The 16,217-nt window shown below is 60.7% G+C and carries 12 protein-coding genes and 2 pseudogenes; 7 read left to right on the top strand and 7 right to left on the bottom strand.

The features are described from left to right. Positions 1–607: 607 nt before the first annotated feature. From DSOUD_RS07375 to DSOUD_RS07365, 4 genes are all read left to right on the top strand, one after another. Entirely contained in the window at positions 608–895 is a 288-nt protein-coding gene (locus tag DSOUD_RS07375; RefSeq protein ID WP_053550404.1) for a sll1863 family stress response protein, read from the top strand. A 75-nt stretch (positions 896–970) separates the two neighbouring features. Further along, complete coding sequence (locus tag DSOUD_RS17770; RefSeq protein WP_082351125.1) at positions 971–1,147, top strand: PLDc N-terminal domain-containing protein; 177 nt, start codon at positions 971–973, stop codon at positions 1,145–1,147. A 45-nt stretch (positions 1,148–1,192) separates the two neighbouring features. Further along, entirely contained in the window at positions 1,193–2,551 is a 1,359-nt protein-coding gene (locus tag DSOUD_RS07370) for a DUF2254 domain-containing protein (RefSeq protein WP_053550403.1), read from the top strand. Positions 2,552–2,566: 15 nt separating this feature from the next. Beyond that, positions 2,567–4,012 carry a mechanosensitive ion channel family protein gene (locus DSOUD_RS07365; protein WP_198300383.1) on the top strand — a complete coding sequence of 482 codons (1,446 nt, stop codon included), beginning with the start codon at positions 2,567–2,569 and terminating at the stop codon, positions 4,010–4,012. Between the two features lie 24 nt (positions 4,013–4,036). Here DSOUD_RS07365 and DSOUD_RS07360 read toward each other — a convergent pair whose 3' ends face one another. Next, the gene (locus tag DSOUD_RS07360) at positions 4,037–4,750 is read right to left on the bottom strand and encodes a DUF3108 domain-containing protein (protein ID WP_053550402.1); all 714 of its coding nucleotides are present in this window, start codon (positions 4,748–4,750) and stop codon (positions 4,037–4,039) included. A gap of 99 nt (positions 4,751–4,849) precedes the next feature. On the opposite strand from DSOUD_RS07360, the pseudogene DSOUD_RS07355 reads away from it, so the two are divergent. The 3 genes and pseudogenes from DSOUD_RS07355 to DSOUD_RS07345 all read left to right on the top strand — a co-directional run. Further along, positions 4,850–5,344, top strand: a pseudogene (locus DSOUD_RS07355) (aldo/keto reductase); the annotation flags it as partial. Positions 5,345–5,547: 203 nt separating this feature from the next. Further along, positions 5,548–5,949, top strand: a complete 402-nt coding sequence (locus DSOUD_RS07350) for a helix-turn-helix transcriptional regulator (RefSeq protein ID WP_198300382.1) — start codon at positions 5,548–5,550, stop codon at positions 5,947–5,949. Further along, positions 5,939–7,201: a type II toxin-antitoxin system HipA family toxin gene (locus DSOUD_RS07345; protein ID WP_053550400.1), complete on the top strand. Its 1,263-nt coding sequence runs from the start codon at positions 5,939–5,941 to the stop codon at positions 7,199–7,201. Before DSOUD_RS07350 ends, DSOUD_RS07345 begins: the two co-directional genes overlap by 11 nt. Positions 7,202–7,749: 548 nt before the next feature. Here the strand turns inward: DSOUD_RS07345 and acnB are convergent. From acnB to DSOUD_RS07310, 6 genes and pseudogenes are all read right to left on the bottom strand, one after another. After that, positions 7,750–10,281 carry a bifunctional aconitate hydratase 2/2-methylisocitrate dehydratase gene (gene acnB, locus DSOUD_RS07340; RefSeq protein WP_053552326.1) on the bottom strand — a complete coding sequence of 844 codons (2,532 nt, stop codon included), beginning with the start codon at positions 10,279–10,281 and terminating at the stop codon, positions 7,750–7,752. A gap of 193 nt (positions 10,282–10,474) precedes the next feature. Then, entirely contained in the window at positions 10,475–12,385 is a 1,911-nt protein-coding gene (locus tag DSOUD_RS07335; protein ID WP_053550399.1) for an ABC-F family ATP-binding cassette domain-containing protein, read from the bottom strand. Between the two features lie 427 nt (positions 12,386–12,812). Further along, positions 12,813–13,325 carry a chemotaxis protein CheD gene (locus DSOUD_RS07325; protein ID WP_232426514.1) on the bottom strand — a complete coding sequence of 171 codons (513 nt, stop codon included), beginning with the start codon at positions 13,323–13,325 and terminating at the stop codon, positions 12,813–12,815. 7 nt (positions 13,326–13,332) lie between these two features. After that, positions 13,333–14,211: a sensor histidine kinase gene (locus DSOUD_RS07320; protein ID WP_198300381.1), complete on the bottom strand. Its 879-nt coding sequence runs from the start codon at positions 14,209–14,211 to the stop codon at positions 13,333–13,335. Between the two features lie 88 nt (positions 14,212–14,299). Then, positions 14,300–15,361 (bottom strand): annotated as a pseudogene (locus DSOUD_RS07315) (protein-glutamate methylesterase/protein-glutamine glutaminase); the annotation flags it as partial. 6 nt (positions 15,362–15,367) lie between these two features. Continuing rightward, positions 15,368–16,201 (bottom strand): CheR family methyltransferase, encoded by an 834-nt coding sequence (locus tag DSOUD_RS07310; protein WP_082351120.1) that lies wholly within the window; start codon positions 16,199–16,201, stop codon positions 15,368–15,370. Positions 16,202–16,217 lie beyond the last annotated feature (16 nt).

Raw genomic sequence — 16,217 nt, 5'->3', positions numbered from 1 at the left:
GGCTGTGCAAGGTTTCGTTTTGAGACGTCAGGATCAATCACCCCGAAAAACTCGCCGCGACAATGGCTGAAAAAACGTCCGGATTGTATCAGACAAATCCATGGATAGAAAGGATCGGAACCTCTCTTCAGTCCAGATCCAAAATAGCTCTGAAGTGCGACCGCTTCGGCCGATATCCGTTTAGCTCCACAGCATGAAAATTCCGGGGAAAAAGAGACGGGAGGCTCAAACTCCCCCAACGGGAGACGAGGGCCGGCGAATGGCAGTCGGAAATGAATCCGTAATCTTCGATGCCGGGTTCTTGGTCCTCCCGTTATGGCAGTTCGTTCATTTCTTAGTTTCCTCGAAGGATTGTTTGGCCGTTTCCCGTACAGGAGGGAACTTCGCTGGTCCGGGGAAACCCGGGACGAAGGCAACAGGACGGCGGTCAGAGATCGATGTCACCTCATCAGGATACCGGCTCCTGCAACCGTCCCCGTCCGTCGCGGCCACCTGGAAGGATAAGTCCCCCTGTCGTCCCTCGATGTTGAGAATTCCCCTTCTTTGGATAAGCTTGTAGGCGAATGCGCAGTCTGGATCCGGCAAACCCTCGCCAAAGGAGATTCTCATGGAAGAAAAAACTGCTTATCAGGAAAAATACGAAGCCAAACTCAAGGAATGGAAGGCAAAGATAGCCCAACTGGAGGCCAGGGCAGATGGGGCCAAGGCCGACGCCAAAATCGAATATCAGGACCAGATCAAGCGGCTCAAAGAGAAGGAAAAGGCGGCGCGCAGTAAACTGGAAGAGATGAAAAAGGCCGGAAGCGGCGCCTGGAAGGATCTCAAATCAGGCCTGGATAAAGCCGGCGACGAACTCAAGTCGGCTCTCGACAAGGCGGTCGCCAAATTCAAGTGACCCCCGGCGGTGACCGGGCGGTCGTCAGCCGTCCCGGTCGCCGGAATTTTCGGAAGCCGAAGGGAAAGAAAAAATATGGAATTTCTGCTGGCTGTTGCCATCCTTGTTGCCGATATCTGGGCCATGGTGAAAACGATCCAGAGTCCGGTCACCGGCGGGACGAAGGCCCTTTGGATACTGCTGATCTTCCTCCTGCCGGTTTTGGGCCTCATCCTCTGGATTTTTCTCGGGCCGCGCAGCGTTCGCGGATAGCTCCCCGAAAATCCCTGGAGTAAAAGACGATGGTGAGCTTTACAAGTGAAAACTAAATTGGTCAATTTTTACGAAAAGCTGCGCTCCAGCTACTGGTTTATCCCCTCGGTGATGGCCATCCTGGCCGGGATCCTGGCCAGTTTTCTGGTCTATCTCGATCTGCTCAACGAAGACAACAGGCTGATCGAGCTCTCCTGGATCGTTCTCACCGGGTCCGCCGGGGCCAGGGCCATCCTTTCGACTGTGGCCGGATCGATGATCACCGTCACCGGCATCGTCTTTTCCATCACCATCGTCACCCTTTCCCTCACCTCGCAGCAGTTCGGACCGCGCCTGCTGCAGAATTTCATGCGCGACCGCGGCAACCAGGTCGTCCTCGGAATGGTCACCTCCACCTATATCTATTGCCTCCTGGTGCTGCGCACGGTCAGTGAAAATCCGAGCTCCCCCTTTGTTCCCCACCTCTCCATCCTCGTCGCCGTCCTGCTGGCCATCCTCTGCGTCGGCGTGCTCATCTATTTCATCCATCATGTGGCCGAATCGATCCAGGTGACCAACATCATCGCCGGGGTCAGCCGGGACCTGACCTCGGGCATCGACCGCCTCTTCCCCGAAAAGATCAGCGAGGCGCTGGGGCCGAGGGAGGCCGAGCACGCCCTGGGAGAACTCCTCCCGGAGGATTTCGAAGCCCGGCTCCAAGCGGTGCCGGCCCGATCCAGCGGTTTTCTCCAGGCCGTCGACCTCCCGGGACTCCTGGAGCTGGCCGAGAAGAAAGACCTGGTCATCCGCATCAACCACAGGATCGGACATTTCATCGTCGCCGGAGCGCCCCTGGTCGAGATCTACCCCGGAGAGGCCACCGGGGACGAGGATCTGCCGAGGACGGTGAACGGTCATTTCATCACCGGCCACAAGCGCAGTCCGGAGCAGGATATCGGCTTCCTCGTCAACGAGCTGGTGGAGGTGGCCTCCCGGGCCCTGTCACCAGGGATCAACGATCCCTTTACCGCCATCTCCTGCATCAACCATCTCGGTATCGCCCTCTGCGACCTGGCGCAGCGGGTCTTTCCGTCTCTCCTGAAAAAGGATAAGGAAAACAAGGTCCGGGTCATCGTCTATCCGACGACTTTTGAGCAGATCGTCGATGCGGCCTTCAATCAGATCCGCCAGTACGGCCGCCCCCATGCCGCCGTGACCATCCGCCTTCTGGAAAATATCCGGGTCATCCTCCCCTTCACCCGCTATCCCGAACAAAGGGATGCCCTTCTGCGCCAAGCCGCCCTCATCGAGAGGGGAAGCCACGAAGGGCTCCCCGAGGAGGCGGACCGCCACGACGTCCATGAGCGCTACCTTGCCATTTACCAGACGGTGGAGGAGTCTTTCGGTCTTACAGGCGGCCATTGAGACGAGGGGTCTAACATGCGTTTTTGGTGCGGTTTCAAAGGTCGACTGACGGGGATGCCCAGCAACGTCCCCCGGCTGCTGCTTCTCGGAATCCTCGTCCTCGGGGTGGCTTCGTCCCTCCTTGCCGCGACGGCATCGGGACAGGAAAGCGGGGGGAACACCGGCGCCGGGGAGGACGCACGGGTCGCCGCCCAGATCGAGGTCCGGCCTGGTTCGAGCGACGAAGCGATCGAGTGGCGGCTGACGCGAATACTCCGGACGACCGGCTGGTTTTCGGAGATTTCCGTGGAGGTCGGGGAAGGAGTGGTTTTTCTCGACGGACGCACCGCTTCTGTGGATTACCGGGCCTGGGCCGGGGATCTGGCCGGTAAGACCCGGGATGTCGTGGCGGTGGTCAATCGCATCCGGGTCGCTGAGAAGTCCCCCTGGGACCTCTCCCCGGCCCTAGAGGAGCTGCAGGCACTCTGGGAGCGGACCGTTCAGCGGCTGCCGCGGCTGGGCCTCGGCCTCATCGTCCTCCTCCTTGTCGGGGCCACCACCCGCCTGACCGCCCTGGGATTCCAGAGGGTTTTCGATTACAGGCTCAGTCCCCTGCTGCGCGATGTCGCGGCGCGGGTTCTGAGCATCCTCGTCTTCCTGGTCGGCTTCTACCTCGTCCTGCGGGTCGCCGGCCTCTCCTTCCTTGCCGCTACGGTTCTCGGCGGCACCGGAGTCGCCGGTCTGGTTGCCGGAATTGCCTTCCGCGACATTCTCGAGAACTATCTGGCCAGCATCCTTCTCAGCGTCCGCAATCCCTTCCGGGCTGGCGACCTGGTGGAGATCTCCGGCCACAGCGGCATTGTCCAGAGGGTCACGACCCGCGGAACGACCCTGATGAACCTCGACGGCAACCATGTGCAGATCCCCAACGCCACCGTCTACAAGAGCATCATACGAAACTACACGGCCAACCCCAACCGGAGGGAGATCTTCGAGGTGGGGATCGGCTTCGAGAACGAGGTGGCCTTCGCTCAGAAGATCGCCCTGGGAATCCTTCAGGAGCACCCCGCGGTCCTCAATGATCCGGAAGCCCTGGTCCTTGTCGATGCCCTCGGCTCGGCGACGGTGAACCTGAAGATCTACTTCTGGTACGACGGCTCGGCCTACAACGGCCTCAAGGTCAGGTCGTCGCTGATCCGCCTGGTGAAACGAGCCTTCGAGAAGGAGGGGATTTCCATGCCCGACGAGGCGAGGGAGATCCTCTTCCCCGAGGGTGTCCCGGTGCGGATGCTGGAATCGCTTCCTCCGCAGGGCTCGCAGGAGGTCCCCCTCGAACCCTCTCCCTCGTTTCCGGAAGCGGTCACAACGGAAGCCGAGGGGGATCTTACCAGCGAGGATGGACAGTTGCGGGAGCAGGCCCGCAAGGGGCGGAGCCCGGACGAGGGGGAGAGCCTCCTCGAGGAGGAGGGCACCACCAAGTAACCCGGCGGTTTCCCTGGCGGCGCGTCAATCCACCTTGCGCTCCAGGCGGAGAAGTTCCATCACCGTCTCAACCTTCCCCTTGCGCAACTGCTCGGCGCGAACCGGAAGGTAGCCAAGAGACGGCGCATGCCAGACCCGCGAAAGACGGCTCGAGCCGATGCGGGTGCTGACGAAGAGAACCGTTTCGAATTCACCGGCTTCCGTCCTTATCCGTTCGACCCCCAGGCGGTCATAGCTGTAGTGCCTGACCCTGTCGCTGTCGAGCACGGAGATGGCGCCGGGCTCCTCTCCTCGCAATAGTTTCGTCATGACGGCTACCTGTAGGGAGGTGCGGTCCTGCAGCCCCGCTTCGGTGGGGAGCACGACCTGCTTTCCATCCACGTTGCCGCTCACCCGACCCCCGTCCCAGTCGTAATCGAGGGCACCGTCCTTTCGGTCCCCGGACTTACCGTCTTCCACAAACCAGGAGAGAGGACGAACCCCCTCTTCGTCGATCTGCATGACGCTTCGTTCAAGGGCTTTGCGACCGACAAAAATTCGGGCGAGAAGATGGGGTGATGCACGTACTTCCAGGACAAACCGCTCCGGCTCCTCCCTGCGCAACTCGAACCGGAGTTCCCCGACGGAAAAACCGCGATAACTTACGGCGTAGGTGGCGACATAGGGCTCGGGGGTGACTGCACCAAAGGCCGGCAGAGTCAGCGCCGCTACAGTGATGAGAGCAAGGATAAATTTCAACGGATCTCCTTTTCCGGTCATGGGCGGGGGAACCGGCGCAGCCGGAGGGGCTGAATCGAACATCCCGCCCCTGCAATATATCATAACCTATATATGCGTTTGCGTCGCGCTCCGTTGGGCGCTGTCCAAAACGAGTACTCGCTCTGATTCGGACGACCGGAAGAAGGCTTGCTGTCGACTCCGGAAGAACTTGGAATTGGTCTTGTCCCCTACAGCCCGCCGGGGAAAGGCTTCCACACCGGCAAGTTGGATGAAAGGATGACCTTCGACAGCAGCGATTTCCCCACTACCCTGCCGCCCTTTACCCCCGAGGCATTGAAGGCTCATCAAGCTCTGGTCGATCTGCTCGGCACGATCGCCGCGCAGCAGAAGGGAACCCCGTCCCAGATCGCCCTCTCCGGGCTGCTGGCCCGAAAGCGGTGGATCGTGGCGATTCCGGGGACCACCAAGCTGGAACGGTTGGACGAGAACATCGGCGCCTTGAACATCGAACTCACACCCGGCGATCTGCGCGAGATCGACGTATCGACCGCGCAGATCCAGATTGCCGGGGCGCGGTACCCGGAAAAACCGGAAGCGCTGTCCGGGTGTTAACGGCGGCGTCAAGGCCGCCTATTGGTACGGCGAACGACTCCGAAGTGAAGAGGAAAAGGGGGAGGCGACTTTTCAATAAAGGTCCCCGCCCCTTTCTCGTCTCCGGAATGAAAAATGCACACAATGATCAATATGATGGTCATTAGATGGGCTTAAGGATATTATTTTAGCCAATTATCAATTATTTCTTGGAAATCAGAAAAATGACCAATATAGTGGCCCTTAGCTATCCTGATGGCTATTATTTCGGTCGCTTCATATTTGGATTGGATATGATAAAACAAAGAGCTTATTCAAAATACGCCAAGGAAGCCGCTTTTTTGCTCGGCCAACAGATCAAGCTCGGACGCAAAGAGCGCCACTGGTCTGAGCAAAACCTTGCATCCAGGGCCGGCATTTCCAGAGCGACACTCCAGAAGATCGAGGCCGGTGAAATGTCTCCGTCCATCGGGCTGGTGTTCGAAGTCGCCACCCTGGTGGGCGTTCCTCTGTTTGTGCAGGAAAACCGGGCACTTGCAACCAGTATCGAACTGACGCAAAGCAAAATCGCTCTCCTCCCCAAACGGATCAAAAACAGGACAAAGGCGGTGGATGATGACTTCTAAACCGCAAAATAAAGAAGCCTTTGTCTGGATATGGCTCCCCGGTGAGACGCAACCTGTGGTCGCCGGTAAGCTTGAAGCGGATAACGGCACCATCCATTTCAACTATGGCAAAAGCTATCTTGATCGGAGAGACGACAAGAATCCTGCCATTCCGATTTATGAACCGGAATTGCCTCTGCGGGCCGGGGTTTTGCCCTTGCTAGGCGACCTGGAGATCCCCAATTGCATTCGGGATGCCGCGCCCGATGCCTGGGGGCGACGCGTTATCATCAACAAGCGGTTCGGGCGCAAAGGTCGGGATGCGGATACCGGCAGCCTGGATGAGCTCACCTATCTCCTGGAATCGGGGTCCGATCGGATTGGCGCGCTCGATTTTCAGCGCTCACCCACGGAATTCGTTCCGAGAACTCCCCATAATGCCGGTCTGGAAGAGTTGCTGGCATCGGCCGAACGGGTGGAACAGGGGGTTCCATTAACCGCCGAGCTGGATCAGGCGCTCTTCCATGGCAGCTCCATTGGCGGTGCCCGTCCCAAGGCCCTGATCGAAGATCAAGGCAGTAAATATATCGCGAAATTTTCGTCCAGCAGCGATCTCTACAGCGTCGTCAAAGCTGAATACGTTGCCATGCGCCTGGCTTCCATGGCCGGGCTTTCGGCCGCTGCCGTCAAGCTGGTCAAGGCGGCCGGCAAGGATGTTTTGTTGATTGAGCGCTTCGACCGTATTGCCCTCGATTCCGGATGGGCACGAAAATCGATGGTCTCCGCCCTGACCCTCTTCGGCCTCAGTGAGATGACGGCCCGTTATGCCAGTTATGAAGAGTTTGCCGAAATCATTCGACATCGCTTTACGCAATCAGGAGAAACCCTCAAGGAGCTTTATGGTCGGCTGGTATTTAATGTCCTGTGCGGCAATACCGATGATCATGCCCGGAATCACGCCGCTTTCTGGAATGGGAAAGAGCTGACCTTGACGCCGGCCTACGATATTTGCCCTCAAGGTCGGACCGGCAATGAAGCGACTCAGGCCATGCTCATTACCGGCGAAAACAGGTTCAGTCAGCTCAAAACCTGCCTGGCGGCCGCGCATCACTTCCTGCTTTCCCGGCAGGCAGCTATCGCGGTGATTGACCGGATCGAAACCGCCATTCGCGACCATTGGGAGCGGGTCTGTGATGAGGCGGAGCTGAGCCCGGTTGAGAGGAACCTTCTGTGGGGGCGGCAGTTTCTGAATCCGTTTTCCATCGAGCGATGACAGGGAAGATTAAGAAATAGGGGACGTGGCCCGGTTTTCCATAGCGGAATTAAGTAAACCGCCCCCAAATTCTCGATTTGGGGGCAGGGTTTGGAACAGCGTAGTTCTTTCGTATTGATATTTACAAACATCCGGACCAATCGACACTGCGCATACCGACCTATTATCCAGACCAGAGCACGATCAGGCAATAATCAAACAGGATCGGTCTACCTCCCCCCGCTCCATCCGGAGTAGGCTGACACCATCAGCAGTCCTCCCCAAAGCGGGGAGAGTGTTAAGATCGCGTCACCGTAACCCTCCATTTTAGGTAGACCCATCCCGGAGTGGCCTGATCCAGGGGCATTTCGCTTACGCGCCCTGTTCCCTGACAAGATTTCATGCGGAAAAAAAGGGCCCGTAACCTGAAGAGGTTACGGGCCTGAATAATGCTGCAATCGAAAAACTGCCAACACCCTTGTGGTGCGGATTTGCATTGACACGGACGGGACGTTCCAGCTTGACCGTTTCAGCCTTTGAGCTTCAAACTTATTCGGTCTTGCCCCGTCTTATTTGTATTCGGCCATCTCGTCGAACTGCAGGTATTTGTAGATCTGCTCGGCCTTGGGCGCGACTTTCTCTTTGTAGACCGCAAGGTACTCGGCGGGAGTGGGGAGCTTGCCGAGGTTGGTGGTCACCGCGCCGAGTTCGGCGGAGCCGAGATAGACCTTGGCGCCGTTGCCGATGCGGTCGTCGAAGTTGCGGGTCGAGGTGGAGAACATGTTGACCCCGTCGGGGACGCGGGCCTGGTTCCCCATGCACAGGGAGCAGCCGGCGATCTCGATGCGGGCGCCCATGGCACTGTAAACGCTGAAGATGGCCTCGTCCTTGAGCTGCTGCTGATCCATGCGGGTCGGCGGACAGATCCAGGTGCGGATAGCCGGGTTGAACTTCTGGCCGCGCCAGATCTCGGCGGCGGCGCGGAAGTGACCGATGTTGGTCATGCAGGAGCCGAGGAAGACGTCCTGGATCGGCGTACCGGCGACGGCGGAGAGGAGCTTGACGTCGTCCGGGTCGTTGGGGCAGGCGAGGATCGGCTCGGTGATCTCGGCGAGGTCGATCTCGATGACCGCGGCGTACTCGGCATTGGCGTCGGCCTTGAGGAGCTGGGGATTTTTCAGCCACTCGTTGACGGCGTCGATGCGATTCTGCAAGGTCTTCGCATCGCTGTACCCCTCTGCGATCATCTTCTTCATCAGGGCGACGTTGGAACGGAGGTAGGTGCAAACCGATTTCTCGGAGAGCTGGATGCAGCCGGCGGCGGCGCTGCGCTCGGCGGCGGCGTCGGTGAGCTCGAAGGCCTGCTCGACGGAGAGCTCGGGAAGTCCTTCCATCTCGAGAATACGGCCGTTGAAGATGTTGATCTTGTTCTTCTTCGGCACGGTGAGGAGCCCCTGCTTGATGGCCCAGTAGGGGATGGCATTGACGGCGTCACGCAGGGTGATGCCGGAATTGAGCTTGCCTTTGAAGCGCACCAGCACCGACTCGGGCATGTCCAGGGGCATGAAGCCCATGGCGCCGGCGAAGGCGACCAGGCCGGAACCGGCCGGGAAGGAGATCCCCATGGGGAAGCGGGTGTGGCTGTCGCCGCCGGTGCCGACGGTGTCGGGGAGGAGCAGGCGATTGAGCCAGGAGTGAATGACGCCGTCGCCGGGGCGCAGGGCGACGCCGCCGCGCTCGGCGATAAAGCCGGGAAGGGCCTTGTGCATCTTGACGTCGGCCGGTTTCGGATAGGCTGCGGTGTGGCAGAAGGACTGCATGAACATCGGCGACAGGAACTTGAGGCAGGCCAGTTCCTTGAGCTCGTCGGCGGTCATCGGCCCGGTGGTGTCCTGGGAACCGACGGTGGTCATCTTCGGCTCGCAGGCGGTGCCCGGGAGGATGCCGGGGGCGCCGCAGGCCTTGCCGACCATCTTCTGGGCCAGGGAGTAGCCCTGTTTCGCCTTCGGGGTCGGGTTGACCGGCAGGGTGAAGATGTCGGTTGCCGGCAGGCCGAGAGCGGCACGGGCCTTGTCGGTCAGGGCGCGGCCGATGATCAGCGGAATGCGGCCGCCGGCGCGGAACTCGTCGGGGACGGTATTCGGCGTAATGTCGAAGGTGGCGAGCACGGCACCGGCTTCGTTGGTGACTTCACCCTTTTTGGTATTGATGACGATCACGTCGCCGGTGCTGAATTTGGCGACGTCCATCTTCAGGGGCAGGGCGCCGGAGTCCTGGGCGGTATTGAAGAAGATCGGAGCGATGACGCCGCCGATGATGACGCCGCCGGTCTTTTTGTTGGGGACTGCGGGGATCTCGTTGCCGATGTGCCAGAGGACCGAGTTGCAGGCCGACTTGCGGGACGAACCGGTGCCGACCACGTCGCCGACGAAGGCGACCTGGAAACCGTCGGCGCGAAACTTGGCAATCTCGGCGTTGCCTTTGGGGAAGCTGGTCTTGCCCATGGCCAGGGCGTGGAGTGGGATGTCCGGGCGGCTCCAGGCGTCGCCGGCGGGGGAGAAGTCGTCGGTGTTGATCTCTCCGTCAACCTTGAACACCTTGACCTTGATGATCTCGGACAGAGCCGGTTTGGAGGTGAACCACTCGGCCTTGGCCCAGGACTCTATAACCTTCTTGGCGGCGGCGTTGCTTTTGGAGAGGGCGAGAATTTCGTCGAAGGCGTCGTAGACCAGGGTGATGCCGGAGAGGGCGCAGGCAGCGTCGTCGGCCAGGGAGGAATCCTTGAGGGCCTCGACCAGGGGCTTGACGTTATAGCCGCCCATCATGGTCCCGAGGATCTGAATTGCCTCCTTCTTGGAAATCAGCGGCGAAGAGACGTTCCCCTTGAGGAGCTTGCCGAGGAAATCGGCCTTGACCTCGGCCGAAGGATCGACGCCGGGGGAGATCCGCTCCTTGAAAAGGTGGAGCAAAAAGGCTTCTTTGCCGGCGGGGGGGGCCTGCAGCAGTTTGCAGAGTCCGGCGACCTGCTCGGGGTTGAGGGGAAGCGCGGGAATGCCCTGGGCATTGCGCTCCTGTTCGTGTTTCAGATAAGCTTCGATCATCTCTCTCCTCCATGGAATATTGCCGGTGCGCCGGATCTCCGGCCGGTCGGCGAGGTTGGAAAAAAAGGTGTTCATCGGGAAATTATGCCGGCAAAAAGGCCGTTATTCCGACCTCATCGGCGGCAAAACATTGCATACTGTATACGATTGTCCCGACCCTTGTCAACGGCGAAGTCCGCCGATCTGCCCCCCGTCAAACCCCCTCTTTCTTCAGCTCCAGCTCTTCCCAGCGTTTGAAATGAACCGCCAGTTCGCTTTCCAGAAGGGATAACTCCCGGGTGATCTCCTGCAGGCGCTCGTGGCCGGCGAGAGTCGCCGGGTCGGCAAGGAGCGCCTCCAGCTCGACCTTGCGCATTTCCGTGGCGGCAATCTTTTCCTCCACGGCGGTCAGTTCCAGTCGCTCCTTGTAACTGAGCCCCGGTTTCCGGCGCCCCGAGTCGTCCTTTGCCTCGGCTTTGGCCGACGCCGCCTTTTTCCCCTCGACGCGGGCCGCCTGGAGCTGCGCCTCCTTGGCGCGGCAGAGATCGTCGTAGTTTCCCTCCTGAAAGATGGCCCTCCCCTCCCCTTCGAAATGAAGGATCCCTGTGGCGACCCGGTCGAGAAAGTAGCGGTCGTGGGTCACCACCAGGATGCAGCCGGGGAATTCGGCAAAAGCTTCCTCGAGCACCTGCATGGTCGGAATGTCGAGATCGTTGGTCGGCTCGTCGAGAATCAGCAGGTTGGCCCCCTCGAGCATCAGCTTGGCGAGGAGGAGCCGGGCCCGTTCGCCGCCCGAAAGGGTGGAAATCCGCTTGCGCTGCTCGTCGCGGCTGAAGAGAAAATCCTCCAGATAGCCGACCTTGTGACGCTTGTCGCCCCCGGGGAGGGTCACCCAGTCTCCCTGCCCGACCGCCTCATGGACGAATTGCTCGGGGTCGAGCCCGCTGCGTCCCTGGTCCAGATAGCCGATGCGGGAGTTTTTGCCGAGCACCACCGTTCCCGAACTCGGCGCCAGTTCACCGAGGACGGTTTTCAACAGCGTCGACTTGCCGCAGCCGTTGGGACCGAGGATGCCGACCCTCTCCCCCTTGCGCAGGATCAGGTCCACGTCCCGAAAAAGGTTGCGGTCGGCGAAATCCACCCCCAGATGTTTGAGCTCGAGAATGGTGCCGCCGAGGCGCTGCTGCGGATCGAAGGAGAGGCGCACCTCGCGGGTGCCGACGGTCTTCTTCTGGTCCCGCAGGTCGCCGACCCGGTCGATGCGCGCCTTCTGCTTGGTCGTCCGGGCCTTGGCGCCGCGATGCAGCCAGGCCTCCTCCCGGCGCAGCAGGTTCATCAGCCGCGACTGGGAGCGTCCCTCAGCCACCAGGTTCGCCTGCTTCTGCTCGAGATAGGCGCTGTATCCCCCCTGGTACTGGATCAGGAGCCCCTCCTCGAGTTCGAACATCCGGCTGACCACACGGTCGAGAAAATACCGGTCATGGGTGACCAGCATCACCGCCCCGGGGTAGTTTTTCAGAATCTCTTCGAGCCAGGCGACGGTGTCGGCATCGAGGTGGTTGGTCGGCTCGTCGAGAAGGAGGAGATCGGGCTGACGCAGCAGAATACCGGCCAGGGCGACGCGCTTGACCCATCCCCCGGAGAGTTTCCCGATTTTCTGCCTGGTGTCGGCGATGCCGAAACGGCTGCAGATTTCGGCCACCTGATGGTCGAGATTCCAGGCCTGGTGGTGATCGAGCCACCCCTGGATCTGCTGCTGTTCGTCGACCAGGCGGTTCATCTCCTCCTTGGAGGATGACTGCAGCTCCTCGGCGATCTCCTGGTAGCGGCGGGTGCGCTGCCGGGCATCGGAGAGGGAGGCGTCGAGAGTCTCCTGGATGGTGAGAGCCGGATCGAGGTCGGGTTCCTGGGCGAGATAGGCGGCGGTCAACCCCCGCTGGCGGATCAGTTCGCCGCCGTCCCGGTCCTCGAGCCCGCCGAGAATCCGCAGCAGAGTCGACTTGCCGCAGCCGTTGCGGCCGATGATCCCGACTTTTTCCCCCTCGGCAATGGTGAAAGTCACCCCGTCGAGGATGGTGCGCGAACCGTAACTCTTGAGCAGAGCCGTCGCATCGATCACGTTCATGTTGTTCCTTTCGGCTGTCGCTCTGTCAGAGCAGGGCAGCGCTGCGATAGAAAATCCGCGCCATTTATACACCAGCGCCGGGCAAAAGCAAAGGACGACGGGCGCGCGACATATTCTGTCACAACAGCGGGGGAGACTTGCAATACGAAACGAGGGAGGATGACGATGTTTGAGATGCTGATGCTGGTCGGATTTTTATACGCGGGGTTCGCTCATCTTATGCCGCAGGCGGGCAATGGAGCCGACAGGTCGCACGTATTGCGCGAAAAAAAGCTGGGAAAAGTAACGGAAATAAAAGGGGAAGCCGAGGCTCCCCCCGGCAGGAAGGATGAAAAGATGCGGGGTGGCCGGCGCCCTGCCGAAAACGGCGGCAGGGAGGGGGGAAGGAGCAACCTCAGCCGGATGGCGACTTCTGCCCCGGTCCCCCTCAGGGTTCGGCAGCGGTCCGGGACGGCATGAGGATGCCGCGGTTACGACGAAGGAGAACGGCGCCGGTGGCGGTATCGAAAATAATCTTGCGCCCGACGAACCCTCCGACGTCGTTGCTGATCACGGGGATGCGCTGTTCGGCGAGGGTGCTCATCGCCAGGGAGATGTTGCGCTCGCCGACGGCCAGAAGCCCCCTGGTGTTTTCCAGCATCGACGCGCCGCCGAAGACCTTGGCCCGCAGACTCTTGCGGGCGCAGCCGAGGAGGAGGAGCTTTTCGATCAGCCGGGTGATGGCGATATTGCCGTAGCGGGGCGTAGCGAGGCCCTCGCCGTTCCACAGCGGAAGCAGGTAATGGTTGATCCCGCCGATCCTGGTTTCGGCATCCCAGAGACAGACCGAAATGCAGGAGCCGAGAACCGTCGTCACCCGGTGCGGCTCGGCACTGGAGAAGAGGCCGCCAGGATAAAGGTAGTGGGTTTTGTCGGTCGTTTCCGTATCCAAAGTCTGCACCCGGCCTTCAGAAGGTTTCCGGTTGATCGAAGAAGAAGAGGTTCCCCTCCTGGGAGAGAACGTCGGAGACGGGGACGGCCGGTTCGGGAAGTGTGAACCGGAAAAGAGTCCCGCCGCCGTCGGCATCGCCGAGCAGCACGCATCCGCCGAAAAGTTCGGCCAGGGCCTTGACGATGCTCAGGCCGAGACCGTGGCCGGGATGCATTTTGGTGCTGCTCTCATCGACCTGACGGAATCGGTCGAAAATTCTCTCCCGGTGCTTGGGATCGACCCCGGGGCCCTGGTCGCGCACCGAGACTTCCAACCCCCCGGCATCCACGCGGAGGCTCACCTCGATTTCGCCGCCGACGGGACTGAATTCGATGGCGTTGGCCAGCAGATTGATGAGCATCAGATGAAAGTTCTGGGGGTCGGTGGTAAAGAGAAGCGTCTCGGGGGCCTCCCTGCGGACGGTCACCCCTTTTTCGCCGATCTTGTGACCGAGGAGATCGAGAATGCGACCGAGAACGCCGACGACATCGACCCGGTTGAAGGAGGGGCGGGATTCACCGGCCTCGAGCTCCGCGGCCATGAGGATGTTCTGCAGCTGGAAATCGAGGTTAAAAGCCTCGCAGTAGATCATGCGGCTGACCATCGCCACATTCTCCGGCGCTCGATCGTCCTCCATCAGCTGGCCGGAGAGGCCGATGATGGAGGTCAAGGGGTTGTTGATCTCGTTGCGGATATTGGCCAGAAAATGGCTCTTGAGCGCTTCGGACTCCTGGAGTTTCCTATTGGTCGTTTCCAGCTGCCGGGTGAGACCCGTCAGATCGTTTAAGGCCTTGCGCTGGAACTCGAAGCGCGCCTTGAGCTCCAGAATCAGTTCATCATCAGTGAGTTTTTGCATCGGTTCCCCCAAGGGTGTAAATGGCATCGCGAAGCTGTTGTTCCTTGCGCCCCCGTTCGCCGGGTGCGGCATCGAGGAGGAGCTGTGCCCTCAGAACGGCCGGAGCGATCTTCTCCAGGGGCAGCACCAGGTGGACCGCACCGGCCTTGATCGCCTCCTTCGGCATGCCGAAGACGATGCAGGACTCCTCGTCCTGGGCCAGGTTGTACCCTCCGGCCTCCTTCATCTCCAGCATCCCCCGCGCTCCGTCGTCTCCCATCCCGGTCATGATCACCCCGATGGCGTTTTTCCCCGCATAGCGGGCCACGGAGCGAAAGAGGACGTCGACGGAGGGGCGGTGGCGACAGACCAGGGGCCCGTCGGTGACCTCGACATAATAGCGGGCGCCGCTCCGTTTGAGGAGCATGTGGCGGTTGCCCGGGGCAATGAGCGCCCGCCCGGGGATGACGGTGTCACCGTTGACCGCCTCCTTGACCGCCACCCGGCAGAGGCCGTTGAGGCGCTTGGCGAAGGCGGCGGTAAAATGCTCGGGCATGTGCTGGACGATGACGATTCCCGGAGCGTCGTGCGGCAGGGCCTCGAGGAAGAGGCGCAGCGCTTCGGTGCCCCCCGTCGAAGCGCCGACGGCCACGACCTTATCGGTGGTTTTGAAACTCTCCCCCACCGGGACGCGACGGATAACGGCGTCGGCGTTGAGCTTCGGCTCGAGGGTGTGGGAGCGGTCGCTCAGGGGCCTGAGCCGCGCCTGGGCCGCGGCCTTGACCGTATCGCAGATCTGCAGCGCCGAATCCTCAAGATACTGCTTGGCGCCGAGGCGCGGCTTGTTGATGATGTCGACCGCGCCGTATTGCAGGGCCCGGAAGGACGCTTCGGCTCCTTTTTCCGTCAGGCTCGAGCACATCACCACCGGAATGGGATGCTGGCTCATGATCTTCTGCAGGAAAGTCAGGCCGTCCATTCGCGGCATTTCGACATCGAGGGTGATGACGTCGGGTCGCTGCTGACGGATCTTCTCCGCCGCGATCAGGGGATCGGCCGCGACACCGATGACTTCGATGGCGGAATCGGTGGCCAGAATCGCCGTGAGCACCTGACGCACCACCGCCGAGTCATCGACGATCAGTACCTTGATTCTGGATGATGCAGCCATGCCGCCTCAGATTCTCTGGTAGATGGACGGAGCGACCTGCTTGAGAGGAAGGCGCAGGCCGTTGAGGGTTTCGGAATGCCCCATGAAGATGTAGCGATCCCTGGGGAGATGCTCACAGAATCGCTTCAGCAGGCGCTCCTGGGTCGGCCGGTCGAAATAGATGATCACGTTGCGGCAGAAGATGATGTCGAAGGATTCGGTGAGCCCGAAATCCTCGTCCATGAAGTTGAGACGCCGGAAGGCGACGCGCCCCCGAAGCGCAGGAACGATCCGTACCTCCTTCTTTTCCGGATCGCGGCTGCGCAGCAGATATTTTTTCTTCAGCCCCTCGGGAACCGGTTCGACCTTGTCGAGACGATAGATCCCGAGGCGGGCGGCTTCGAGGACCTTGGTGGAGATATCGGTGGCGAATATGGAAAAATCGAAATCCGGGACCCTGTCGGCAAATTCGCTGAGGACCATGGCCAGGGTGTAGGGTTCCTCGCCGGTGGAACAGCCGGCGCTCCACAGGCGCAGGGGACGGCCGATCCCCACCTCGAAGTCGCGCATCAGGGCCGGCAGGACCTTGTCGACGAGAAAGGGGTAGTGGGCCGGCTCCCGGAAAAAATCGGTCTTGTTGGTGGTCACCTCGTTGATCATGCTGACCAGCTCGTTCTCCATCCCCTCGGGGCTGAAGACGTACTCCCCGTACTCGTCAAAGGTGCCGAAGCCGAGGCTGCGCAGCCTTCGCCGCAGCCGCGCCTCGAGCATGGTCTTCTTGTGCGGCGGGAGCTTGATGCCGCACAAAGAATAGATGAGCTCGCTGAAACGACGGAAGCCGCTGTCCGAGATGGACGGCATTCCCCGGTCGGATCCC

It is taken from the genome of Desulfuromonas soudanensis (assembly GCF_001278055.1).
Taxonomy (GTDB): domain Bacteria; phylum Desulfobacterota; class Desulfuromonadia; order Desulfuromonadales; family WTL; genus Deferrimonas; species Deferrimonas soudanensis.
The sequence above is the reverse complement of the archived record's forward strand: the minus strand, read 5'-3'. Positions and strand labels throughout refer to the sequence as shown.

Bases quoted from the DNA above. Each gene is read 5' to 3' on its own strand.
- DSOUD_RS07320 (WP_198300381.1), bottom strand. From the start codon at position 14,211: ATGCAAAAACTCACTGATGATGAACTGATTCTGGAGCTCAAGGCGCGC.
- DSOUD_RS17770 (WP_082351125.1), top strand. From the start codon at position 971: ATGGAATTTCTGCTGGCTGTTGCCATCCTTGTTGCCGATATCTGGGCC.
- DSOUD_RS07310 (WP_082351120.1), bottom strand. From the start codon at position 16,201: ATGCCGTCCATCTCGGACAGCGGCTTCCGTCGTTTCAGCGAGCTCATC.
- DSOUD_RS07350 (WP_198300382.1), top strand. From the start codon at position 5,548: ATGACCAATATAGTGGCCCTTAGCTATCCTGATGGCTATTATTTCGGT.
- DSOUD_RS07335 (WP_053550399.1), bottom strand. From the start codon at position 12,385: ATGAACGTGATCGATGCGACGGCTCTGCTCAAGAGTTACGGTTCGCGC.
- DSOUD_RS07365 (WP_198300383.1), top strand. From the start codon at position 2,567: ATGCGTTTTTGGTGCGGTTTCAAAGGTCGACTGACGGGGATGCCCAGC.
- acnB (WP_053552326.1), bottom strand. From the start codon at position 10,281: ATGATCGAAGCTTATCTGAAACACGAACAGGAGCGCAATGCCCAGGGC.
- DSOUD_RS07345 (WP_053550400.1), top strand. From the start codon at position 5,939: ATGACTTCTAAACCGCAAAATAAAGAAGCCTTTGTCTGGATATGGCTC.
- DSOUD_RS07375 (WP_053550404.1), top strand. From the start codon at position 608: ATGGAAGAAAAAACTGCTTATCAGGAAAAATACGAAGCCAAACTCAAG.